Origin of the sequence: Quadrisphaera setariae (assembly GCF_008041935.1) — a bacterium.
Taxonomy (GTDB): domain Bacteria; phylum Actinomycetota; class Actinomycetes; order Actinomycetales; family Quadrisphaeraceae; genus Quadrisphaera; species Quadrisphaera setariae.
Window position 1 is genome coordinate 1 of the sequence record NZ_VKAC01000010.1, and the last position, 22,913, is coordinate 22,913.

The following is a 22,913-nucleotide window of genomic DNA, read 5'->3' on the forward strand; positions in this document are numbered from 1 at the left end:
GGTCATCGCGTGGTGTCCTTCGGTGAGTTCCCTAGGCAGGTCTCACTGACATCGCGCGGTGACCGTTCAACTTGATCGCTACGCCGTCGTCAACGAAGACGACCGCGTTGATCACCGGGAGCGACTCCGGGATCTACACCACTTCACGGGACGTGACTGTTCGCAGCGTCCATGATCACAGAGGTGGGAGTGGTCATAGGTGGGGCACAGCACCGGCGCAACCGTGCGAGAGGTGCCGGACCGAACCTCACTGCATGACGACGTTCCTGCTGGACGGCTCGGCGCCCGGCCCCTCCCTGCGGACCGAGCGCGGGCTCCTCGTGGCCGAGCCGGGCCGGCCGCTGCTCGACGTCGTCGTCCCCGTGTTCAACGAGGAGGACGACCTCGAGCCGTGCGTGCGCCGCCTGCACGCCCACCTGACCCGGGCGCTGCCGTACCCCTTCCGCATCACCATCGCCGACAACGCCAGCACCGACGCCACGGCCGCGGTCGCCGACACCCTGCAGGCCGCGATCGCGGAGGTGGTGGCGGTCCACCTCCCCGCCAAGGGACGCGGCCGGGCGCTGAAGGCCGTGTGGTCGGCCTCGGACGCCCCGGTCCTCGTGTACATGGACGTCGACCTGTCCACCGACCTCGCCGCGCTCCTGCCGCTCGTGGCCCCGCTCATCTCCGGGCACTCCGACATCGCGATCGGCTCCCGACTGGCCCGGGGCTCCCGCGTGGTCCGCGGCCCCAAGCGCGAGCTGATCTCCCGCTCCTACAACGTGCTGCTGCGCCGCAGCCTGGGCGCCCGCTTCAGCGACGCGCAGTGCGGCTTCAAGGCCATCCGCAAGGACGTCGCCGAGCAGCTGCTGCCGCTGGTGGAGGACACCGGCTGGTTCTTCGACACCGAGCTGCTGGTGCTGGCCGAGCGCGCCGGCGCCCGCATCGCCGAGGTGCCGGTGGACTGGGTGGACGACCCGGACAGCAGCGTCGACATCCTCCGCACCGCCACCGACGACGTGCGCGGCATCCTCCGGCTGGCCCGGGCGTTCGCCACCGGCGCCCTGCCCCTGGCGGCGCTGCGCGCCCAGCTCGGCCGCGCCCCGCTGGAGCCGACCGTGCCCGGTGTGCCGCGGGGCCTGCTCGGGCAGGTGGTGCGCTTCGGGGCGGTCGGGGTGGCCAGCACCCTGGCCTACCTGGGGCTCTACCTGCTGCTGCGCGGCGTCGTCGGGCCGCAGGCGGCCAACCTCGTCGCGCTGCTGCTCACCGCCCTGGCCAACACCGCCGCCAACCGCCGGCTGACCTTCGGGGTCACCGGGACCGGTGGCCTCCTGCGCGAGCACGCGCAGGGGCTGGTGGTCTTCGCCGCCGCGCTCGGACTGACCTCGGGAGCCCTCGCGGCGCTGCACGCGCTCGCGGACCCGTCGCGCGCCGTCGAGATCACCGTGCTGGTGGCGGCCAACGCAGCGGCCACCGCGATGCGCTTCCTGCTCCTGCGCCGGTGGGTGTTCCCCGGCGCCACCACCTCACCGGCCACCGCGACCAGCACCACCCGAGAGGAGACCTCACGATGATCGGCCAGCGCGAGACGAGCAGGCGGTGGGCGGGCCTCGTCGTCGCCGCGGCGACCGGAGCGGCGCTGCTCGGCGCCGCCACCATCGCCGGGGTGGCGGCGGCTGAGACCTCCAGCACCGAGGCCGCTGCCAGCACGACCAGCACCACCGGCACGACGACCAGCGGGGGCAGCTCCAGCAGCACGAGCAGCTCGAACCAGGGCTGGGTCTCCTCCGGGAGCTCGGGCACCACTGCGGACAGCGGGTCGAGCGGGTCATGAGCACCGCCGTCCTGACCCGCAGGGCCTCCACCCGGAAGACCACCCGGACCCGGCGGACCGCCACCCGCCCGACGGCCGTCGAGTGGTCGGTGTGGACGACGACGGCTCGGCTCGTCGTCACCGACCCCGCCGTCCTGCCCGCCGCGCGCGCCTTCGTGGAGGAGCGGCTGGCCGCCGTCGACGCCGCCGCCAGCCGCTTCCGCCCCGACTCGGAGGTGGTCGGTGCCTCCCGGGCCTCCGAGGCCGGGGTCCCGGTGCGCGTCAGCGCCCTGCTGGCCGACCTGGTCGCGGTGGCCCTCGACGCCGCCGAGCGCACCGGCGGCGCGGTCGACCCGACCCTGGGCGGCCTTCTGGCGCAGCTCGGCTACGACGACGACCTCGACGCCGTGCGCGCCCGCCCGACCCGTGCTCCCGCGACCCGACCGGTGGGCGAGGCGCCGGTGCCCGTCCGCCCCGTGCGCGCCACCGCGAGCGCCGACCCCGCGGCGCTTCCGCGCCCGTCAGCGGCCTGGCGCCACGTCGTGGTCCTCCCCGACAGCACGCCTGGCGGCGGTGCGCTGCTGTGGCTGCCGGCCGGGGTGCTGCTCGACCTGGGCGCCACCGCCAAGGCCCGCACCGCCGACCTGTGCGCCGCCGCCGTGGTCGAGCGCTTCGGCGGGGGAGCGCTCGTCAGCCTGGGCGGAGATGTCGCGACCGCCGGCCGAGAGCCCGACGGGGGCTGGCAGGTCGACGTGCAGGACGGCGACGGGGAGCCCCGCAGCCGCCTCGCGCTCGGCGGCGTGCGCGGCGTGGCGACCTCGTCCACGCTCCACCGCCGCTGGACCACCGCGCACGGGCCCGCGCACCACGTGCTCGACCCCGCGACCGGGCTGCCGGCCGACCCGGTCTGGCGGACCGCCTCCGTGGTCGCCCCGTCGTGCGCGGAGGCGAACGCGCTGAGCACCGCGGCCCTCGTGCTCGGCGCCCTCGCGCCCGCCTGGCTGCAGCGGCAGGGGGCCACCGCGCGGCTGGTCGGGGACGACGGCGACGTCGTGCTCGTCGGCCCCTGGCCCTCCGAGGAGACGTCCGCGCAGGCGTCGTGGCAGACGTCCGTGCAGACGTCCGCGCTGGTAGCCGCGGAGGGGGAGCCCCGGTGAGCGAGACCCTCGTCGACGCCGCGTGGTACCTCGGACGCGGCACCGGCGTCTCCGCGCTCGTGCTCTTCACCGCCGTCGTGGTGGCCGGGGTCCTCGTGCGCCGCGGTGAGGCCGCCCCCGGCCTCTCGCGCGCTGCTGTCGCCGCCGTGCACCGCTGGCTGGGCCTGTCGGCGCTGGCGTTCCTCGTCGTCCACGTGGCGACGATGCTCGTCGACCCCTACGCCCAGCTCCAGCTGGTCGACGTCGTCGTGCCGTTCCTCGGCGCGTGGAACCCGTTCTGGCTGGGGCTCGGCACCCTCACCCTCGACCTGGTGGCTGCGCTCGTGGTGACGAGCCTGCTGCGCCACCGCCTGGGCCACCGCACCTGGCGTGCGGTGCACTGGGCGGCCTACCTGTGCTGGCCGAGCGCGGTGCTCCACACCCTCGGCACCGGCACCGACGCGGGCACCTGGTGGATGACCGCTGTGGTCGTGGCGTGCACCGCCGCGGTGGGCGGTGCGGTGGTGCTGCGGCTGCTGCCGCGCCGGGTGGCGCTGCCGAGCGCCGCGGCGGTGGCCGGCACCTCCCGGGCCGCCGACCTCCCCGGCGGCCTGTCGGGGCTGTCCGGCGGTCTGTCCGGAGCGTCCCGGGGCGCCGGCCACGAGCCCGTCGCCCGCGAGACCGTCGGTGCGGGAGGTCGGCGATGAGCGCGCTGGCCGCACCTGCGCCGTCCCCCTCACCGGTGACCGCGCCGGCGGGGAGCACCCGCCTCATGGCGAGCGCGGCCCGCGACCTGGCCGGCCACCTCGCCCTCGTCGGACCGCTGCCGGCGGCGTCGGAGCTGACCGGCCAGCGCCTGGTGGAGCTGGTCCACGAGGCGGGCCTGACCGGGCGCGGAGGGGCTGCCTTCCCCACCGGTCGCAAGCTCGCCTCCCTGGCGGAAGCAGCGCGCCGGGGACGGCCGCCCGTCGTCGTCGCCAACGGGGCCGAGGGGGAGCCGGCCAGCAGCAAGGACCACGCCCTGCTCGCCCACGCACCCCACCTGGTACTGGACGGGCTGGCGCTGGCGGTCCGCGCCGCAGGGGGAGCGGCCGGAGGTGTCAGCGCCCACCTGTACGCCCCCGCGGAGGTCCTGCTCAGCCTCGCGCCCGTGCTGGCCGAACGGCTCGCCGTCGACGAGGTGGTGGTGGAGGGGACCTCGGCCCCCGACCGCTTCGTGGCCGGCCAGTCCTCGGCCGTCGCCTCCGCCGTGGCCGGCGGTCCGGCCCTGCCGCGCACGCCGTGGCCGCCGCCGCGGCTCGTCGGATCCGGCACGGCCCAGCGCCCCGGGCGTCCCACCCTGGTCGTGAACGTCGAGACGCTCGCGCACCTGGCCCTGCTCGCCCGCCACGGCGCTGGCTGGTTCCGGTCGGTCGGCGCCGATGACGAGCCGGGTACGCGCCTCGTCACCGTCAGCGGCGCCGTCCGCTCGCCGCGGGTCGCCGAGGTGGCCGGCGGAGCGCCGCTCAGCGAGCTCCTGGAGCTGGCGGGCGGACCGTCCGAACCGCTGTCAGCCCTGCTGGTGGGCGGCTACCACGGCGGCTGGGTGCCCTACGGCGACCGTGCCCCTCACGCCGCTCACCTGCCGCACGCGCGCGCTGCGCTGGCGCCCTGGGGCGCGGACCCCGGCGCCGGGGTGGTCATCGCCCTGCCCGCGCGCGCCTGCGGGCTGCGGGCCGGCGCCGAGGTGGCCCGCTACCTGGCGGGGCAGACCGCCGGCCAGTGCGGGCCGTGCGTCAACGGCCTGCCGACGCTGGCCGAGCACCTGGTGGCGCTGGCCGACGCCGGCGCGCGGCAGCCGACACGGCCGCACAGCCGCGAGGGGCTGGCGCGTCGGGTGTCCGAGCTGCACCGCGTGGCCGGCCTGGTGGAGGGGCGCGGCGCCTGCCACCACCCCAGCGGGTCGGTGCGGCTGGTGCGCAGCACCCTCATGACCTTCGCCGACGACGTCCAGGCGCACCTCGCAGGGCGCTGCCTGGCCCAGGAGGAGCGGTGAGCGCGAGATGAGCAGGACGACGACGGCGCAGGTCCCCGTGCAGCTGACCACCCGGGCCGAGGCCGAGCGCGGCCAAGGCGTCGACGGCGTGGAGCGGGTGCACGTCGACTGGACCCGCTGCGACGGCCGGGGCCTGTGCACCGAGCTGCTGGGCGAGCTGCTCGCCGAGGACGACTGGGGCTACCCGGTCTCGACCACGGGCGAGGTCGCTCCCGCCGTCCCGCGGTCGCTGCGGAGAGCGGCCCGGCTGGCCGTGGCGGAGTGCCCGCGCATGGCGCTGTCCCTGCGTCCTCCGACCGACGGCTCGTCGACCGCCCGCCGTCCCGGTTGACGGCGTCCGCGCGCTGTCACGGCCAGGTGATGCCGACCTTGCCGCCGGTGGCGGCGTCGGCGACCTCGTAGGCCCTGGCGGCCTCGGCGAGGGGGAAGGTGTCGGAGACCAGCACCTGCGGGTGCAGGTCCCACCGAGCCAGGTTGACCAGCAGCTCGCTCATCCGCCCCGTGGAGGTGACCCACGACCCGTGCACCGTCAGCTGGCGGTGGATGAGCACCTCCGAGACGTCCACGCTCAGCTGACCGCCCTCACCCACCAGCGCCGCACGGCCCCAGCGGCGGGTGTGGCGCAGCGCGGTCAGCTGGCCCCGGCCGTTGCCGGAGGCGTCCACCGCCACCTCAGCGCCATCACCCAGCAGCGCGTCCAGCTCTTCGTCGGAACCGGCCACCGCGTGGTCGACGGCGCCCAGCGCCAGCGCCAGCGCCCGGCGCTGCGGGGAGGGGTCGGTGCCCACCACCAGGGGTGAGCCCATCTTCTTGGCCAGCAGCCCGATCGCGGCGCCGACCGGTCCCAGGCCGGTGATGAGCACCCGGTCGCGTCCGGAGACGTCCACCCGGCACAGGGCCTCGTAGGCGGTGCCGAACCCGCACGCCACCACCGCGCCGTCCAGGTAGGTCAGCGACTCCGGCAGGACCAGCAGGTCGCGCTCCTCGGCGAGCAGGTGGTCGGCGTGGCCGCCGTCGCGCTGCCAGCCGTAGGCGGCGCGTCCGGCGCCGGTGCAGGAGATCTGGTAGCCGCGGCGGCACTCGTCGCACTGCCCGCACCCGGAGATGTGATAGACGACGACGCGGTCTCCGACCCGGATGCGCTCCACGCCGGAGCCGACGGCGATGACCTGGCCAGCGGGCTCGTGGCCGCCGACCACGCCCTGGTAGGCCTCCGGGCCTTCGCCGAGGTGCTCGCGGTAGATGGCCCGCAGGTCCGAGCCGCAGATGGTGGAGGCCTTGGTGGCCAGCAGCACCTGGCCGTGACCGGGGGTGGGGTCGGGGACCTCCCTCAGCTCGACCCGGCTGCCTCCCGGCAAGAACGCTGCGCGCACCTGTGGCTCCTTCGCTCGTGGTGGTTCCGGTCGTCGTCGACGGCCCCATGGGAGCACACCCCGAAGCTCGCCAGGGGAGCAGCGCCCCGTGACTGCTTCGTTACCGATCGTCGGTTGACAACGTTTGCAGACTATCGGCAGACTCTCAGCCACCACGACGACGACGTCAAGGGACAGCCCCTCCGCGGCCCGTCCCGACACCCGGACGCGGCTCTCCGCCGCTCCCCATGGCGCGACCCCGCAGGGCCCGCGCCGCCAGAACGCTCGACGCCGGCGCCGCCGGTGCCCGGTCACCTCCGAGGAAGAAGGTCTCCACCATGGCAGCACGACGACGTGTCCTCGCCTCCATCGCCGCCGCCGCGGGCCTCGCCGTCCTGACAGCGGGGTGCGCCGGAGCCGGCGGCGGAGGGGGCAGCGGCAGCGGCGGCACCGGGGGCGGTGACGCAGACTCCATCAACGTGGTGATGGTCAACAACCCGCAGATGGTCGACCTGCAGAAGCTGACGGCGGACAACTTCACCAAGGAGACCGGCATCACGGTCAACTACAAGGTGCTGCCCGAGAACGACGCCCGCGACACCATCCAGACCGACTTCTCCCAGCAGTCCGGCCAGTACGACGTCGCCACGATCTCCAACTACGAGGTGCCGTTCTTCTCGGCCAACAAGTGGATCGCCAACCTCGACGAGAACATCGCCGCGGACTCCGCCTACGACCAGGACGACATCCTCGGGCCCATCGCCGACGGCCTCAAGGGCGCCGACGGCTCGCAGTACGCCGAGCCCTTCTACGGCGAGAGCTCGTTCCTCATGTACCGCAAGGACGTCTTCGAGGCCAAGGGCCTGACCATGCCCGCCAACCCCACCTGGGACCAGGTCGCCCAGCTCGCGGCCCAGGCCGACGAGGGCCAGGGCGGGATGCGCGGCATCTGCCTGCGCGGCCAGGCCGGCTGGGGCCAGGTCTTCGCCCCCCTCACCACGGTGGTCAACACCTTCGGCGGCACCTGGTTCGACAAGGACTGGAACGCCCAGGTCAACGCCCCGCCGTTCGTCGAGGCGACCAACTTCTACGTCAACCTCGTGCAGCAGCACGGCGAGCCCGACGCCGCCAACGCCGGGTTCACGGAGTGCCTCAACGCCATGACCCAGGGCGGCGTGGCCATGTGGTACGACGCGACGTCGGCCGCCGGCTCGCTCGAGGCGGACAGCTCGCCGGTCAAGGGGAAGATGGGCTACGTCGCAGCCCCGGTGAAGGAGACCGCCTCCTCCGGCTGGCTGTACAGCTGGGCCTTCGCCACGCAGGAGTCCTCCCAGAAGAAGGACGCCGCCTGGAAGTTCATCTCCTGGGCCACCAGCAAGGAGTACGAGCAGCTGGTCGGCCAGCAGATCGGCTGGTCCAACGTCCCGGCCGGCAAGCGCTCCTCGACGTACCAGAACGCCGACTACCAGGCGTCGGCGCAGGCGTTCTACCAGGCCACCGAGGCGGCCATCAACGCGGCCGACCCCAACAACCCGGGCGTGCAGCCCCGTCCGGCGCCGGGCATCCAGTTCGTCGCCATCCCCGAGTTCGCCGGCATGGCCACGCAGGTCTCCCAGGGCGTGAGCGCGGCGATCGCCGGGCAGCAGACCGTCCAGCAGGCCCTCGACACCGGACAGCCCCTGGCGCAGGCCGCGGCCGACGCCAACAAGTAGGCCCACCCATCCGGTGGTGAGCGCACCCCGCCGTCCGTCCTCCTCCTGCCCTCCGGGGTGAGGACGGCGGGCGGCGGGGACGCCCACCCGGCGGAAGAAGGACTCCCGTGACCACAGCCACACCTGCGGCGTCGGAGCTGACGCCGGAGCAGCGCACCACCTACCAGGCCCCCCAGGGGCAGGCGGCCCGCGACAGGCGCGAGGCCCGGCGCCGCCGGATCCCGCTGCTGCCGGCGCTCGTCTTCACCATCGCCGCCACGCAGCTGCCGTTCCTCGCCACCATCGTCATCTCGTTCATGGACTACCGGGCCCTGCGGCCCGACCAGCGCGGCTTCACCGGGTTCGACAACTACGTCCAGGTCTTCACCAACCCGGCCATCCGCGGCGCGGTGCTCACCACGATCCTGCTGACGGCCACCGTCGTCATCGCCAGCCTGGTCCTCGGCACCGCGATCGCCCTGCTGCTGGACCGCAAGTTCATCGGCCGCGGAGCGGTCCGCACGATGATGATCGCGCCGTTCCTCGTCGTCCCCGTGGCCTCCGCGCTGCTGTGGAAGCACGGCATCCTCAACTCCGGCTACGGCCTGCTCAACGGCGTGCTGACGTGGGTCTGGGCGCTGTTCGGCTCCGACAGCCCGCCGCAGCCCGCCTGGCTCACCGACTACCCGCTGCTCTCGATCGAGCTGTCGCTCATCTGGCAGTGGACGCCGTTCATGATGCTGATCCTGCTGGCCGGCCTGCAGTCGAAGCCCGGTGACGTCGTCGAGGCGGCCCGCATGGACGGCGCCGGGAACTGGCAGATCTTCCGCTACATCACGTTCCCGCACCTGCGCCGCTACCTGGAGCTGGGCGGCCTGCTCGGGTCGATCTACATCGTGCAGGCCTTCGACTCCGTCTTCATCATCACCGCCGGCGCCCTCGGCACCGCGAACCTGCCGTACACGATCTACGCGACGTTCTTCCAGCAGCAGAACTACGGCCTGGCCTCCGCGCAGGGCGTGGTCGTGGTGATCGGCACGATCATCATCGCCACGTTCGCGCTGCGCACCGTGTCCAGCCTGTTCGACGAGGAGACCGGCCGATGAGCACCCACACGAACCCCGCCGTCGCCGCCACCTCGTTCAAGGGCCCGGCCCGCAAGAAGCGGCGCACGCCCGAGCAGGGCGGGCACCCCGCCTGGGGGATCGCCGCGTGGGCGGTCGGACTGCTCTTCGCGGCGCCCGTGCTCTTCATGCTGCTGACGTCGTTCCACTCCGAGACCGACGCCGCCACCAACCCGCCGTCGGTGCTCGCCCCGCTCACCCTCGACGGGTACCGCTCGTTCTTCGCGGGCCAGCCCTGGCCGCCGCTCATCAACTCCCTCACGGCGTCGGTGGTCTCCACGCTGCTGGTGCTGGTGCTGGCGGTCCCCGCGGCCTACGCCCTGAGCATCAAGCCGGTCCAGAAGTGGACCGACGTCCTGTTCTTCTTCCTCTCCACCAAGTTCCTGCCGATCGTGGCCGGGCTGCTGCCGCTCTACCTGTTCGCCAACGCCACCGGGCTGCTCGACAACATCAGCTTCCTGGTGCTGCTCTACACCTCGATGAACCTGCCGATCGCGGTGTGGATGATGCGCAGCTTCCTGGCCGAGGTGCCCGTGGAGATGATGGAGGCCGCCCAGCTCGACGGCGCCGGGCTCATCACCATGCTGCGCTCGGTGGTGGCGCCCGTGGCCCTGCCCGGCATCGCCGCCACCTCGCTGATCTGCTTCATCTTCAGCTGGAACGAGCTGCTGCTCGCCCGCACGCTCACCTCCACCGTGGCGAGCACCTCCCCGGTGTTCCTCACGAGCTTCGCCACCAGCCAGGGCCTGTTCCTGGCCCAGGTGTGCGCGGCCGCCGTCGTCATCTCCCTGCCGGTGCTCGCCGCGGGCTTCGCCGCCCAGGACAAGCTGGTGCAGGGCCTCTCCCTCGGCGCGGTGAAGTGAGCGGGGCCGACCCGCTGCGCTCCGCCGTCGTCACCGGCGCCGCCGGGGGCATCGGGCGGGCGGTCGCCGCCCGCCTGAGCGCCGACGGGTTCGCCGTCACCCTGCTGGACCTCCCGCGCAGCGCCGACGCGCTGCGCGGGGTGGAGGACGGGCTGCGCGCCTCCGGGGGGACCGGCGCGCAGCCCGTGCGCTCCGACCACGTCGACGTCACCGACCAGGACGACGTCGAGCGGGCGTTCCAGGCCCACGCGGAGGCGTTCGGCGGGCTCGACGTCGTCGTCGCCAACGCAGGGATCGCCGTGACGGCCCCGCTGCTGGAGACCACCGCGCAGCAGTGGGACACCACCCTGGCCGTCAACGTGCGCGGCGTGGCCAGCTGCTACCGCTCCGGGGCCCGCATCATGATCGACCAGGGGCGCGGCGGGCGGCTCATCGGCGCCGCCTCCGTGGCCGCCCACCGGGCGGGCCGCTGGCAGAGCGCCTACTCCGCCTCGAAGTTCGCCGTCCGCGGGCTCACCCAGGCCGTCGCCCTCGAGCTCGCCGAGCACCAGATCACCGCCAACTGCTACAGCCCCGGCGTGGTGCAGACCCCCATGTGGGACGGCATCGACGCCTCGCTGGCCCAGCGCACCGGCGCCGAGAGGGGCTCGTCGATGGCCGCCATGACCGGCCAGATCGCGCTCGGGCGGCTCCAGACGCCCGACGACGTCGCGGGGGTGGTCTCCTTCCTCGCCTCGCCCGACTCCGCGTACATCACGGGGCAGTCGGTGGTGGTGGACGGCGGCATGTGGTTCTCCTGAACCCTGTGCACCACCACCACCACCAGCCCAGCCCCGGCAGCCCGCCCCGACCGCGAGGACCGTGAGAAGACCGTGCAGCTCTACCTCGACACCGCAGACCGCGCCGCCGCGGTGCCCCTGCTCGCCACCGGCGCCTTCCGCGGCATCACCACCAACCCGGTGATCCTCCAGCGGGCCGGCCTCGGGAGCGGCGACATCCCCGCGGTCCACGACTGGGCCGTCGCCCACGGCGCCCAGGTGGTCTTCCTGCAGACCTGGGGCTCCACCGCCGAGGAGCTGGCCGGGCGCGGGCACCAGCTGGCGGCGCTCAGCGAGCGCGTGGTGGTCAAGCTGCCCGCCACGCTCGCCGGGACCACGGCCTGCGCGCAGCTCGCCGCCGAGGGCGTGCCGACCCTCCTCACCGCGGCGCACACCGTCGCCCACGCGGTGCTGGCGGGAGCAGCCGGCGCGCGCTGGGTGGCCCCGTACGTCAGCAAGGTCGACGACGACGAGAGCAGGGCCGTCGACGTCGTCGTCGCCATGCACCGCGCCCTGTCCACCGCGGGCGGCTCCGCCGGCGCCGGCGGCAGCTGCGAGGTCCTCGCGGCGAGCCTGCGCAGCCTGGCCGCCGTCGGGGCGCTGGCCGCCGCGGGGGTCCCCGCCGCCACCCTGGGCACCGCCCTCGCCGAGCAGCTCTTCACCCACCCGCAGACCCTGGACGCCGACCGGCGCTTCCACGAGGCTGCCCGCTGACGCGCTGGCGCAGCCCGCCACCCCACCCCACCGCCACCTGCACCGCCACGCACCGCCCCCGGAGGCACCGATGCCCGAGAACGCCACCGCGCTGAACGCCCAGAACCTCCCCGAGATCGGCACGCGCGTCCCGGTGCCCGGCTACGACAGGTCGGCCGTCACCGCCGGCGTCGTGCACTTCGGGGTGGGCGGCTTCCACCGCGCGCACCAGGCGGCGTACCTCGACCGGCTGCTCGCCGAGGACTTCGAGGCCGCCAAGGACTACGGCATCTGCGGCGTGGGCGTGCTCCCCGGGGACGCCCGCATGCGCGACACCATGGCAGCCCAGGACCGCCTCTACACGCTGGTGCTCAAGCACCCCGACGGCTCTCTCGAGCCGCGCGTCATCGGCTCGGTGGTCGAGTACCTCTTCGCCCCCGACGACCCTGAGGCCGTGGTCGAGAAGCTCGCGGCGCCCACCACGCGGATCGTCTCGCTGACCGTGACCGAGGGCGGCTACAACCTCGACGACATCACCGGCGAGTTCGTCACCGACACCCCCGCGGTGGCCGCTGACGCCGCCGCCGGCCCCGACGCCGGGAAGCTCACCACCGTCTTCGGCCTCGTGGTGGAGGCCCTCGTGCGCCGCCGGGAGCGCGGCCTGGACCCGTTCACGGTGATGAGCTGCGACAACCTCCAGGGCAACGGGCACCTGGCGCAGACGGCCTTCGCGGCCTTCGCGGAACTGCGCGAGGAGGCCCTGGGGGAGTGGGTGCGCGAGCACGTGCGGTTCCCGAACTCCATGGTCGACCGCATCACCCCGGCCACCACCGGTGACGACGTCGCGCTGGTCGAGCGGGAGTTCGGCGTGGCCGACTCCTGGCCGGTGGTGTGCGAGCCGTTCACCCAGTGGGCCCTCGAGGACGCCTTCGGCGCCGGCCGCCCCCCGCTGGAGGAGGTCGGCGTGCAGGTGGTGCCCGACGTCGAGCCGTACGAGCTCATGAAGCTGCGGCTGCTCAACGCCAGCCACCAGGCGCTGGCCTACTTCGGGCGCCTGCTCGACCACGAGCTGGTCGACGGCGCCGCCACCGACCCCGACCTGAAGCCGTTCGTGAGGGCGTACATGGACGCCGAGGCCACCCCCACGCTCGCACCCGTGCCCGGTGTGGACCTGGAGGAGTACAAGGACACCCTCGAGGAGCGGTTCGGCAACCCCCACGTGCGCGACACCACCGCGCGGCTGGCCGCGGAGAGCTCCGACCGCATCCCCAAGTGGCTGGTGCCGGTGGTGCGGGCCAACCTCGCCGCCGGGCGCGACGTGCACCGCGCGGCGGCCGTCGTCGCGAGCTGGGCGCGGTACGCCGAGGGTGTCGACGAGCACGGCGAGCCGATCACCGTGGTCGACCGCCGCCGCGAGCGGGTGCAGGAGGCGGCTCAGCGGCAGCTCGGCGGGGACGGTGCCGAGGGCGGGGACCCGCTGGCCTTCGTCAGGGACCGCGAGCTGTTCGGCGACCTCGCCGACGACGAGCGCTTCACCGCCGCGTACCTCGACGCGCTGCGCGGGCTGCACGAGCACGGCGCCCGGGCGACCCTGCAGCGCCTGCAGCGGGGCGAGCCGTCGTGAGGCCGTCGTGAGGCAGACCGGGTGCGGACGCCGAACCCGCTGGTGGGAGCGGGACGGTCGTCCGGAAGGGTGACCCCATGGCAGACCCGGGACCGAGCGCCCCGCCCGCGCCGCCGCGCGCAGGGCGCGCCACGCTCGTCGACGTCGCCGCGGCGGCCGGGACCAGCGCCTCCACGGTCTCCCGCGTGCTCCACGGCGGCGCCGGGGTCACCGACGAGCTCGCCGAGCGGGTCCGCCGGGCCGCCCGGGAGCTCGGGTACTCCGTCAACCGGCAGGCCCGCACCCTGCGCCGCGGCAAGGACACCGCCATCGGCGTGGCGCTGGAGGACTTCACCATCCCCTTCTTCGGCCGCATCGTGGCGCAGGTCGAGCAGGCCGCCCACGAGCGGGGGTACGGCGTGGTCATCACGTGCGCCGGGTCCGGGCGGTCGGAGGAGGAGGCCGTCGAGCCGCTGCTGTCCCGCAGCGTCGCGGGGCTCGTCGTGGCCACCGGCACCGCCGGCGCCCCGGAGGGGTACCTCGCCGAGCTCGCGGCCGAGCTGCCGGTGGTGCAGGTGGACGCGCCGAGCGCGAGCAGCCACTCCGACACGGTGGGCATCGACAACGAGGGGGCTGGCCGGCTGCTCACCGAGCACCTGCTCGCCCGCGGGCACCGGCGCGTCCTCTTCGTCGGCTCCGGCCCGGCGGCGACCACCGTCCAGCTGCGCCGGCGCGGCTACGAGGCCGCCATGCGCGAGGCGGGGCTCGAACCGGTCTCCGCGTGGCTGGGCTACCTGCCCAGCGAGACCACCGAGCGCGCCGTCGACCTGCTCCGGGAGCACGCGGACCCCGCCGCGCCCGGGGGCGGCATCACCGCGGTCCTGTCCGGCGTCGCCCGCGTCACCATGGGCCTGGCCTCCGCCATGACCCGGCTGGGGCTGCGCGACCTCGCCTTCGCCGCCGTCGACGACCTCGCCGGCGCCGACGCGTTCAACCCGCCGCTGACCGTGCTCGAACAGGACGTCGAGGGGATGGGGGCCCGCGCCGCCGAGCTGCTCTTCGCGCGCATCGACGGCGACCGGCGCCCTCCGGTGCACGAGCAGGTGCCGCTGCAGCTCATCGTCCGCGGCTCCGGCGAGCTCCCCCCGCGCGCGCCGCGCTGATCCGCGCCGATCCGCGGCTGCGCGCGCCGCGCTGAGCCCGGCCGCACGCGGCCTCGTAGGGTGGCGACGTGCTCGTGGCCCTGGACGTGGACGGGACGATCGTCGACCACGACCTCGGCCTGTCGGACCGCGTGCGCGACGCCGTCCGCGCCGTCGCCGCCGCCGGCCACCACGTGGTGGTGGCCACCGGCCGCTCCCTGGCCTCGACCCAGCCCGTCCTCGACGCGCTCGGTCTCGGCGCCGGCTACGTGGTGTGCAGCAACGGCGCCGTCACCGCACGCCTCGACCCGGCGCTGCCGGGCGGGCACGAGCTGGTCGACGTGGTCACCTTCGACCCGGCCGACGCCCTGGAGCTGCTGCACCGCGAGCTGCCCGACGCGGCCTTCGCCGTGGAGGTGGCCGACGGCGGGGTCCTGGTGGCCGGTGCCTTCCCGGAGGGTGAGCTCGACGGCGCCCTGCGCGCGGTGGAGTTCGCCCAGCTGTCCGGGCAGCGCGCCACGCGCGTGGTGGTGCGCAGCCCCGAGCACACCACCGCCGACTTCGTGGAGCTGGTGGGCCGCGTGGGCCTGCACGGGGTGAACTACGCCGTCGGCTGGACCGCCTGGCTCGACCTGGCGCCCCTCGGCGTCACCAAGGCCAGCGCGCTGGAGCCGGTGCGGGTGCGCCTCGGCGTGCCGCGCTCGGCCACCCTGGCCGTCGGTGACGGCCGCAACGACGTCGAGATGCTCCGCTGGGCCGCTCGCGGCGTGGCCATGGGGCAGGGGCCGGCCGAGGTCCGCGAGGCCGCGGACGAGGTCACCGCCGGGGTCGACGACGACGGGCTCGCGGACGTCCTCGAGGGCCTGCTCGTGCGGGCCGCCTCGTGAGCGTGCCAGCGGGTGTGAGGCTCGTCGCCACCGACCTCGACGGCACGGTCGTCCGCACCGACGGCACCGTCTCCGTCCGCACCCGCGCCGCCTTCGACGCCTGCCGCGAGGCCGGCGTGCACGTCGTCGCCGTGACCGGCAGGCCGCCGCGCTGGGTGGTGGACCTGGCCGACCTCTTCGGGCCGGTGGTGGTCGTCTGCGCCAACGGCGCGATCACCTTCGACCTCGCCACGAGCTCGGTGCTGAGCTCCCGCACGGTTCCTCCGGCGGCGGTGCTGGAGACCGTGACAGCGGTCCGTCGCGAGCTCCCCGGCGTCTCCGCCGCGCTGGAGACCCTCGCGGGGTTCCGGCACGAGCCGGCCTACGTGCCCCGCTACGACGCCCTCCGCACGGCCGTGGTGGGCGAGCTGCCCGAGCTGCTCTCCGACGACCCCGGCGTGGTGAAGCTGCTGCTCCGCGAGGACACGACCCCCTCGGACGTGCTCCTCGACGTCGTCCAGCGCGCCGCCGGGCACCTCGTCGAGCCCACGCACTCCGGCATGGACGGCCTCGTCGAGGTCTCCGCCCGCGGCGTCAGCAAGGCGAGCGCGCTCGCCGAGCTGGCCGCCGGCCTCGGCGTCGACGCCGCCGACGTCGCCGCGTTCGGCGACATGCCCAACGACGTCCCGATGCTGCGCTGGGCGGGTCACTCCTACGCCGTCGGCGGCGGACACCCCGACGTGCTCACCGCCGCCTCCGCGGTGGCACCCCCGTGCGACGAGGACGGCGTGGCGCAGGTCCTCGAGCGCCTGCTCGCCACCGCCTGACCCGCCTCCCCTCCCCGCACTTGCCGCGGAAAGTGCGACATGCACGCCGCCATTGGCGCACTTGCCGCGGAAAGTGCAAGAAGGAGGGGCCTCGGTGGCGCACTTGCCGCGGAAAGTGCGCTAGGGGCGGTCACGCCCTGACGAGGGCCTCCACCTGCGCCACGGCCCGGTCGGCCGCCTCGGCGCCGGAGGCGTCGGCCAGCACCGACGGGTCGGTGCGAGCGCGCACGCGCGCCATCGTCACCGCCTCCGCGGCCTGCGCCGCGAGCGTGGCCGCCCGCGACAGGCGCGCGTGGTGCTCGCCCGCCGCACCCCCGGGCACCTCCAGCCCCGTGCTCGGCGAGGTCGCCTGCTCGGCGGCGCAGGCGGCGCGCACCTCGTCCAGGCACACCGCCAGGCGCGCGCCGCACAGCTCCAGCGCGCCGCGCAGGGGCCCTTCGGGAACGCCCTCCAGCAGCTGGTGGTACCTGTCGACGGCGCGGCGGAACCTGTCGTGCAGGCGCCGCCACACACCGCCCTCGCCCAGCTCGAGGTCGTCGGGGGAGCGGCGCGCGAGGACGTCGCGCCACCGCCGGTGGGGAGGCACCACCCGGTCGGCCGGCTACAGGTACTGGCCGGTGGAGCCCTGCCCGGGCTGACCGGTGCCGCCCAGCCCGCCCGGACCCCCCGCCCCGCCCTGGCCCGGCGGCAGGGCGCGGCGCATCTGCTCCAGCTGCGAGCGCGCCGCCACCTGCTGCGCCACGAGCGCCGTCTGGATGCCGTGGAACAGCCCCTCCAGCCATCCGACCAGCTGCGCCTGGGCGATGCGCAGCTCCGCGTCGCTGGGCGTCTCGCCCTCGCCGAACGGCAGCGTGATGCGGCGCAGCTCGGCCACCAGCTCCGGGCTCAGCCCGTCCTCCAGCTCGGCGAGGGAGCGCTCGTGCACCTGGGCCAGCCGTGCGCGCCCGGCGTCGTCCAGCGGCGCGCCCCGCACCTCCTCGAGCAGCTGGCGCACCATGCTGCCGATGCGCATGACCTTGGCCGGCTGCTCCACGCTGCCGACCGCGCGGGCGGCGTCGGAGTCCTCCCCGCCCGCCGTCAGGGCCGTCCCGGACACCACCACCACGGGGTCCGACTGCTCCCGCTGACCACCCTGACCACTCAGCTGCTCGCTCACGCGACGCTCCTCTCCCACACCAGCAAGACCTTCCCCACGTGCGCGCCCGCCTCGAGGTCGGCGTGGGCCCTGCGCACGGCACCCGCGGCCTGGGCGGACGTCGTCCCGGCGGGCACGGCCACCCGCTCGGAGACCACGGGCCGCACGGTGCCCTCGGCGACCAGCGGCCACACGTGCTCCACCACGCTCGCGCAGATCGCCGCCTTGCCGTCGGGTCCGTCCACGGGCCGCGCGCGCAGCGTGGCGCCCAGCAGCGACAGGCGCTTGGACGTCAGCAGGCCGAGGTCCACCTCGCCGCGCCGCCCGCCCTGCATCCCCACCTGCACGAGCCGCCCGCCGGTGGCCAGCACCTGCAGGTTGCGCTCCAGGTAGGGACCGCCGACCACGTCGAGCACCACGTCCGCGCCGCGGCCGCCGGTGGCCGAGCGCACCTCCTCGACGAAGTCCTGGCGGGAGTAGTCGACCAGCACGGTCGCGCCGAGGTCGGCGCAGGCGCGCAGCTTGCGCTCGCTGCCCGCGGTCACCGCCACCACGGCCCCGGCCTGGCGGGCCAGCTGCACGGCCATCGTGCCGACGCCGCTCGCGCCGCCGTGCACGAGGAGCACCTCGCCCGGTCGCAGCCCCGCGCTCATGAACACCGTCGACCAGACGGTGGCGGCCACCTCGGGCAGCGCCGCCGCGTCCACGAGGTCCAGCCCGGCGGGCACCGGCATGACCTGCCCCACCGGCACCGCCACGCGCTCGGCGTAGCCGCCCCCGGCCAGCAGCGCGCAGGCCGCGTCGCCGACGCGCAGCTCGGTCGCGTCCTCGACGCCCGCGCCGAGCGCGGCGACGCGGCCGGAGACCTCCAGCCCGAGCACGTCGCTGGCTCCGGGAGGCGGCGGGTACTTCCCCTCGCGCTGCATGAGGTCGGCGCGGTTCACCCCGGAGGCGACCACGTCGAGCAGCACCTCGCCGGGACCCGGCTCCGGGTCCGGCACCTCGGCCAGCTCCAGCGCCTCCGGGCCCCCGGGGGATCGGACCAGCACGGCACGCACCTCGCCGACCCTACGCAGGCCCGGCCCCGCGCGCCCTGCGGAGGCGGTGGAGGTGCTCGAGCCGCTCGAGGTCCCCGGGGGAGTCGACGTCGGCGAGCAGGTCCGCGTCCACGGCCACCTCCACGAGGCGGTCCGCGGGGGGCAGCAGACGGGCGGCCGGCAGCCCGGCCAGCCCCTGCTCGCGACCCAGCTCCGCGACGCGACCGGCCAGCGCGCCGGCGCGGTGCGCCGCCACGAGCACCTGCCGCCGGCCGCCCGCGTCCACCGCCACCGCCGCCTCGGCCCCCGGGCTCCGGGACAGGGCGGACAGCAGCGCCGGCACCGCCGCCGCGGCGTGCGGGGCGTCACCCGGCAGGACGACGACGACGTCGAGCCCGTCCTGGGCGAGCCCGTCCCCGCGGGCCGCCGGGACGGCGCCGGCGAGGAGGGTGGCGACCCCCGCCGCCAGCGCCGCCGCGGGCCCGCCGCCCGGGGGCTCCTCGCGGCACCGCAGCACCGGCCGGTCCACCTCCAGCGCCAGCGGGCGCGGCGGCCCCACCAGCGCCACCGGCACCCCGGCGGGCAGGCCGTCCAGCAGGTGTTCGAGCAGGCCACGGCCCCCCAGGTCGAGCGCCGGCTTGTCGACGCCGCCCAGGCGGGAACCCCGCCCACCGGCCGGCACGACCACCCCCCACGCGGGTGCTGGCGGGCGCGTGGGGGCGGACACCCGGGGATCCTCCCGCGGGCCGCCCTCGGTCGGCCCGTCGACGCAGCGCCAGACCTGGGGGAGGATGTGCCCCGGAGTGCGCCGGTCGGGTGACGGGTCCACTCGACGTGAGCACGCACCTCGGAAGGTGGACATGGTCCGCAACCTCAGCATCAGGTCCCGGATCCTGGCCGTCCTGGCGGTGCCGGTCCTGGTGCTCGTGGCGGCAGCGGCCGTCTTCTCCTGGAACGGCTTCGCCGCCGCGCGCGACGCCGCCGCGCTGCGAGGCGCCGTGCAGGCCGCGCGGGACGTCCCCGCCCTGGTCGCCGCCCTCGACACCGAGCGCACCGCGTCCACGAGGGTGCTCGGCGGAGACGCCGCGGCCTCCACCGACCTCTCCCAGGCCCGCTCCGCCACCGACGCCCTGCTCGAGCGCTCCACCCGCGCCCTGCAGCAGGTCGACACGGGCCGCCTCGGCGAGGAGCCCGGCCGAGCCGTGGCCGCGGCGCTCGCCACCGCCGGCCAGGTGCGCGACGTCCGGGCCCTCGTCGACCAGGGCCAGCAGAGCCCCACCTTCGTCTCCGCCACCTACGAGACGGCCATCGGCGCGCAGAGCGAGCTGCCCGGCGCGCTCGCGGAGGACGCCGACCCTGCCGGCGCCGACGCCCTGCGGGCCGCCAGCGCGGTCCAGCAGCAGATCGGCCTGCTCGCGGACGAGCGCGACGTCGGCACGCGCGCCCTCACCACGAGCATCGGCATCAGCACGGCGGAGCGGTCCAGCCTGCTGGGCCTGACCGCGCAGATCTCCACCAACCGCAGCGAGGCCGTGCGCCTCGCCCGCAGCGCCGGTGTGCAGATCCCCCAGCCCAGCGTGGCGTTCGTCCAGCTGCGCACCGCCGTGGAGGCGGACCCGGGCGCCGGCTTCGCCCTGCCGTCGGTCGAGTCCTGGCGCTCCGCGCTGAACTCGGAGATCGCCGCCCTGGGCCCCTCCGCGCAGGCGCTGTCCGCCGCGAGCCTGGACGCCGTGACCCAGCAGGCCGACAGCGCCCGCACCACGGCGATCGCCGTGACCGCGGGGGCGCTCGCCGCCGTCCTCGTGCCGCTGCTCATCGCGCTGCTCATCGCCCGCGGCATCACCGAGCCGCTGCGGGCGCTCACCCGCGCCGCGGGCGACGTGCGCGAGCGCCTGCCCCGCCTCGTGGAGGCCGCTCACTCCGGGGACGGCACCGACAGCGCCGACGGCGCCGCGCCCGAGGCCGAGCTCGAGCCGATCCCGGTGCGGGGTCGCGACGAGGTCGGCCGCCTGGCCACGGCCTTCAACGAGGTGAACGCCACGACGGTTCAGGTGGCCCGGGAGCAGGCGGCGCTGCGCTCCTCCATCGCGAGCACCTTCGTCACCGTGGCCCGCCGCGACCAGGCCCTGCTCAACCGGCAGCTGGCGTTCATCGACGGCCTCGAGCGCGCTGAGGAGGACCCCCAGACCCTCGAGGACCTCTTCACCCTCGACCACCTCGCCACCCGCATGCGGCGCAACGCCGAGTCGCTGCTGGTGCTCGCCGGCATCGACAGCGGGCGCCGCCTGCGCGCCCCGATGCCGCTGTCGGACGTGGTCCGCACCGCGTCCAGCGAGATCGAGGACTACCGCCGGGTCGACCTCGCGCTCGGTGCGGACCCGGCCGTGCTGGGCCACCTCGCGCTGCCCGCCGCGCACCTGCTGGCGGAGCTGCTCGAGAACGCCACCCGCTCCTCCGACCCCTCCACCCGCGTGCGCGTGGCGACGTCGCCGTCGCCCTGGGGCGTGCTGCTGACCGTGACCGACGAGGGCATCGGCATGACCCCCGCCCAGCGCGCCGAGGTGGCCGCCCGCCTGGCCGACCCGTCGGCGAGCGCGGCCGTCGGCGCCTCCGAGCTCGGCTACTTCGTGGTGGGCCGCATCGCGCGCCGCCTGGGCGCCACGGTGGAGGTCCACGCCGGGGCCGCCCGGGGCACCGTGGTGGCCGTCTCGCTGCCGGCGTCGGTGTTCGCCGGGACCGTCCAGGCGGCCGACCCCGGCACCCGGGCGTCCCAGCCCGCGCTGCCCGTGCGGGCGACCTCCACCGGAGCGCTCCCGGCGGTCCGCCTGCCCGAGACGGCCGCCGCGGCGGTGCCCGGCCCGCTGCCCGTCGCCGCGCGCGCTGCGGAGGCGGCGGCCGCCGCCTCCGAGCAGGCACCCGCCGCTGCGACGACGACGGGTGGCCTCCCGCGCCGCGCCCCGCGCGCGGCGCAGGCGGCCCAGGGCGTGCAGAGGGCCCGCGCGGCCACCGGGCAGCTCTCAGCGGTCGCGCCCGTGTCCTCAGCGTCCTCAGCGTCCTCGGCACCGGCCGCGGCGCCGAAGCCGGCGGCCGCAGGCGCCGTGGAGCGGCCCGGCGCCCCGGTCGACCCGGCGGTGGCCCGCCGCAGCGCGGTGTTCCGCACCTTCACCTCGCGCCGCTCGGACCTCGGGACCGCCCCGGAGGCCCCCCGCGAGATCGACCTCACCGCCCTCCGGTCCCCGCTGGAGGCCGCCGCGCCCACGGGGGCCGCGACGGCGCCGGCCGCAGCGTCGAGCGCCGCGGAGCCCCGCGCCGTCGCGCCCGCGGTCTCGCTCTCGGCGCTCGAGGAGGCCGTGGAGCCGTACTCGCCCACCACCACCCCGGCGAGCGGGGGCGCGGCTCTGCCGGCCCGCGAGGTCGAGCGCTCCCGCGGCGGTCACGCCGCCCCCAGGCGCGGTCTGTTCCAGCGGCTCACCACCGGCTCGCTGCCCGCCGTCCCGGCTGCCGAGCCCGCCCCGGCTGCCCCGGAGCAGAGCGAGGCGGCCGAGGCGGCCGAGGTGCGCCCCATGACGCGCCGCGAGCTGCGCGCGCTGGAGGCGAGCGGTCGCCTGACCGCCGTGCGCGGCCCGCGCACGGGCCCGCAGCGCGCCACCGCACCGAAGACCGGTCCGCAGCGAGCGGTGCTGCCGCCCGCTCCGCAGACCCCGCCCTCGCGCTCTGCGGCGCCGCTGCCCGAGCCCGCGGCGTCCCGGCCCGCCCCGGCGCCCGTGGCGCCGCCGCTGGTGCCCGCACCCACCGCCGTGGTGACGGGGCCGATCACCGGCCCGACGCAGCTGCCGGCCGGTCTCGTCCTCCCTGCCGACGAGACCCCGTTCACGCCGGTGTCCTCGGCCTCCGGGGCCGGTGCGGCGTCGCTGCCGCGCCGCTCGCCGGGTGCACCCGCAGCTGCGGAGGGCGGGTCCGACCGGGCCGCCGGGTGGCTCGCCCAGCCGGGCGCCCCGCTGCGGCCGCTGCGCTCGATGCCGCCGGCCACCGGCGTCTCCCCGGCCCTGGCCTCCTTCGAGACCGGTCGCATCCCCCGGGAGCCCTACCGACCGTCAGCGCACGCCTCGGGCGCAGCGCCCCTGGCGAGGCGGGCACCGTCGTCGTCGCCGTCCTCCTCGGCCCCCCGCAGCGCGGTGGCCCAGCACCCGCCCCGCCGCCGCGAGCCGTCCGAGGTCCGGAGCATGCTGGCGGGCTACACCAGCGGCGTCAGCCGCGCCCGCCGCACCCCCGCGGGCGCCCAGAGCGACACCCAGACCAAGGAGGAGCGGTGACAGCTCAGACCGGCCAGAGCACCCAGGCGCCGGCGGGAGGGGAGACGACCGCCGCGGGCTTCAGCTGGCTCCTGGACGACTTCGTCCGCCGCGTGCCGGGTGCTCGCAACACCCTGGCGGTCTCCGCCGACGGCCTGCTCATGGCGATGTCCGCCGACCTCGACCGCACCGAGGGGGACCAGCTCTCCGCGATCGTGGCGGGCATGTCGAGCCTCACGCGCGGCGCGGCCCGCCAGCTGCGCGGCGGCGAGGTCCGCCAGGCCATCGTCGAGATGGACGAGCTGTTCCTGTTCACCATGAGCGTGTCGGACGGGTCCGTGCTCGCCGTGGTCGCCGACGCCTCCTGCGACGTCGGCATGGTCGGCTACGAGATGGCGATGCTCGTCTCCCGCGCCGACGCCGCGCTGACCCCGCAGCTGGTGGCGGAGATGCGCGCCGCCCTCCCGGTGGACGGGCCCGGACGCTCCCCCCGGGAGGGGTGAG

The 22,913-nt window shown here is 75.9% G+C and carries 22 protein-coding genes; 17 read left to right on the top strand and 5 right to left on the bottom strand.

Annotated features, from left to right (window positions below; genetic code table 11):
* Positions 1-254: 254 nt before the first annotated feature.
* The 6 genes from FMM08_RS16060 to FMM08_RS16085 are packed head-to-tail and all read left to right on the top strand — an operon-like array spanning position 255 to position 5,297.
* Positions 255-1,556: a dolichyl-phosphate beta-glucosyltransferase gene (locus tag FMM08_RS16060; protein WP_147927409.1), complete on the top strand. Its 1,302-nt coding sequence runs from the start codon at positions 255-257 to the stop codon at positions 1,554-1,556.
* Entirely contained in the window at positions 1,553-1,816 is a 264-nt protein-coding gene (locus FMM08_RS16065) for a hypothetical protein (RefSeq protein WP_147927410.1), read from the top strand. The genes FMM08_RS16060 and FMM08_RS16065 overlap by 4 nt, the downstream gene beginning before the upstream one ends.
* On the top strand, positions 1,813-2,952 hold the full coding sequence (locus FMM08_RS16070) for an FAD:protein FMN transferase (RefSeq protein WP_147927411.1): 1,140 nt from the start codon (positions 1,813-1,815) through the stop codon (positions 2,950-2,952). The genes FMM08_RS16065 and FMM08_RS16070 overlap by 4 nt, the downstream gene beginning before the upstream one ends.
* Positions 2,949-3,638, top strand: coding sequence for a ferric reductase-like transmembrane domain-containing protein (locus tag FMM08_RS16075; protein ID WP_147927412.1), 690 nt, complete (start codon positions 2,949-2,951; stop codon positions 3,636-3,638). The genes FMM08_RS16070 and FMM08_RS16075 overlap by 4 nt, the downstream gene beginning before the upstream one ends.
* A complete protein-coding gene (locus tag FMM08_RS16080; RefSeq protein WP_147927413.1) occupies positions 3,635-4,966 on the top strand; it encodes an NADH-ubiquinone oxidoreductase-F iron-sulfur binding region domain-containing protein in 1,332 nt (443 codons plus the stop codon). The genes FMM08_RS16075 and FMM08_RS16080 overlap by 4 nt, the downstream gene beginning before the upstream one ends.
* Before the next feature lie 7 nt (positions 4,967-4,973).
* Positions 4,974-5,297 (top strand): ferredoxin, encoded by a 324-nt coding sequence (locus FMM08_RS16085; protein WP_147927414.1) that lies wholly within the window; start codon positions 4,974-4,976, stop codon positions 5,295-5,297.
* A 16-nt stretch (positions 5,298-5,313) separates the two neighbouring features.
* On the opposite strand, the gene FMM08_RS16090 is transcribed toward FMM08_RS16085, so the two are convergent.
* Positions 5,314-6,339: a zinc-dependent alcohol dehydrogenase family protein gene (locus FMM08_RS16090; RefSeq protein WP_147927415.1), complete on the bottom strand. Its 1,026-nt coding sequence runs from the start codon at positions 6,337-6,339 to the stop codon at positions 5,314-5,316.
* A gap of 317 nt (positions 6,340-6,656) precedes the next feature.
* Here FMM08_RS16090 and FMM08_RS16095 point away from each other — a divergent pair, with 317 nt between their 5' ends.
* From FMM08_RS16095 to FMM08_RS16135, 9 genes are all read left to right on the top strand, one after another.
* Positions 6,657-8,030, top strand: a complete 1,374-nt coding sequence (locus FMM08_RS16095) for an ABC transporter substrate-binding protein (RefSeq protein ID WP_147927560.1) — start codon at positions 6,657-6,659, stop codon at positions 8,028-8,030.
* Positions 8,031-8,137: 107 nt separating this feature from the next.
* A complete protein-coding gene (locus FMM08_RS16100; protein ID WP_255472479.1) occupies positions 8,138-9,115 on the top strand; it encodes a carbohydrate ABC transporter permease in 978 nt (325 codons plus the stop codon).
* Positions 9,112-9,996 (top strand): carbohydrate ABC transporter permease, encoded by an 885-nt coding sequence (locus FMM08_RS16105; protein ID WP_147927416.1) that lies wholly within the window; start codon positions 9,112-9,114, stop codon positions 9,994-9,996. The genes FMM08_RS16100 and FMM08_RS16105 overlap by 4 nt, the downstream gene beginning before the upstream one ends.
* Positions 9,993-10,796, top strand: coding sequence for an SDR family oxidoreductase (locus FMM08_RS16110; protein WP_147927417.1), 804 nt, complete (start codon positions 9,993-9,995; stop codon positions 10,794-10,796). Before FMM08_RS16105 ends, FMM08_RS16110 begins: the two co-directional genes overlap by 4 nt.
* Positions 10,797-10,868: 72 nt before the next feature.
* Complete coding sequence (locus FMM08_RS16115; RefSeq protein ID WP_187279795.1) at positions 10,869-11,528, top strand: transaldolase family protein; 660 nt, start codon at positions 10,869-10,871, stop codon at positions 11,526-11,528.
* Positions 11,529-11,598: 70 nt separating this feature from the next.
* Complete coding sequence (locus FMM08_RS16120; protein ID WP_147927419.1) at positions 11,599-13,131, top strand: mannitol dehydrogenase family protein; 1,533 nt, start codon at positions 11,599-11,601, stop codon at positions 13,129-13,131.
* A 77-nt stretch (positions 13,132-13,208) separates the two neighbouring features.
* Entirely contained in the window at positions 13,209-14,273 is a 1,065-nt protein-coding gene (locus tag FMM08_RS16125; RefSeq protein WP_147927420.1) for a LacI family DNA-binding transcriptional regulator, read from the top strand.
* A 68-nt stretch (positions 14,274-14,341) separates the two neighbouring features.
* The gene (locus tag FMM08_RS16130) at positions 14,342-15,139 is read left to right on the top strand and encodes an HAD family hydrolase (RefSeq protein ID WP_147927421.1); all 798 of its coding nucleotides are present in this window, start codon (positions 14,342-14,344) and stop codon (positions 15,137-15,139) included.
* Entirely contained in the window at positions 15,136-15,945 is an 810-nt protein-coding gene (locus tag FMM08_RS16135) for an HAD family hydrolase (RefSeq protein ID WP_222710848.1), read from the top strand. The genes FMM08_RS16130 and FMM08_RS16135 overlap by 4 nt, the downstream gene beginning before the upstream one ends.
* 130 nt (positions 15,946-16,075) lie before the next feature.
* Here FMM08_RS16135 and FMM08_RS16140 read toward each other — a convergent pair whose 3' ends face one another.
* From FMM08_RS16140 to FMM08_RS16155, 4 genes are read right to left on the bottom strand one after another with little or no spacing between them, the layout of a single operon-like run.
* A complete protein-coding gene (locus tag FMM08_RS16140) occupies positions 16,076-16,534 on the bottom strand; it encodes a hypothetical protein (protein WP_147927422.1) in 459 nt (152 codons plus the stop codon).
* 12 nt (positions 16,535-16,546) lie between these two features.
* Entirely contained in the window at positions 16,547-17,101 is a 555-nt protein-coding gene (locus FMM08_RS16145) for a bacterial proteasome activator family protein (protein ID WP_147927423.1), read from the bottom strand.
* Positions 17,098-18,138, bottom strand: coding sequence for an NAD(P)H-quinone oxidoreductase (locus FMM08_RS16150; RefSeq protein WP_147927424.1), 1,041 nt, complete (start codon positions 18,136-18,138; stop codon positions 17,098-17,100). Before FMM08_RS16150 ends, FMM08_RS16145 begins: the two co-directional genes overlap by 4 nt.
* Before the next feature lie 10 nt (positions 18,139-18,148).
* Complete coding sequence (locus FMM08_RS16155; RefSeq protein ID WP_187279796.1) at positions 18,149-18,844, bottom strand: NTP transferase domain-containing protein; 696 nt, start codon at positions 18,842-18,844, stop codon at positions 18,149-18,151.
* A 133-nt stretch (positions 18,845-18,977) separates the two neighbouring features.
* On the opposite strand from FMM08_RS16155, the gene FMM08_RS16160 reads away from it, so the two are divergent.
* Together FMM08_RS16160 and FMM08_RS16165 are read left to right on the top strand one after the other, a co-directional pair.
* Positions 18,978-22,430, top strand: a complete 3,453-nt coding sequence (locus tag FMM08_RS16160; RefSeq protein ID WP_187279797.1) for an ATP-binding protein — start codon at positions 18,978-18,980, stop codon at positions 22,428-22,430.
* Positions 22,427-22,912, top strand: a complete 486-nt coding sequence (locus FMM08_RS16165) for a roadblock/LC7 domain-containing protein (RefSeq protein WP_147927427.1) — start codon at positions 22,427-22,429, stop codon at positions 22,910-22,912. The genes FMM08_RS16160 and FMM08_RS16165 overlap by 4 nt, the downstream gene beginning before the upstream one ends.
* Position 22,913: the final 1 nt, after the last annotated feature.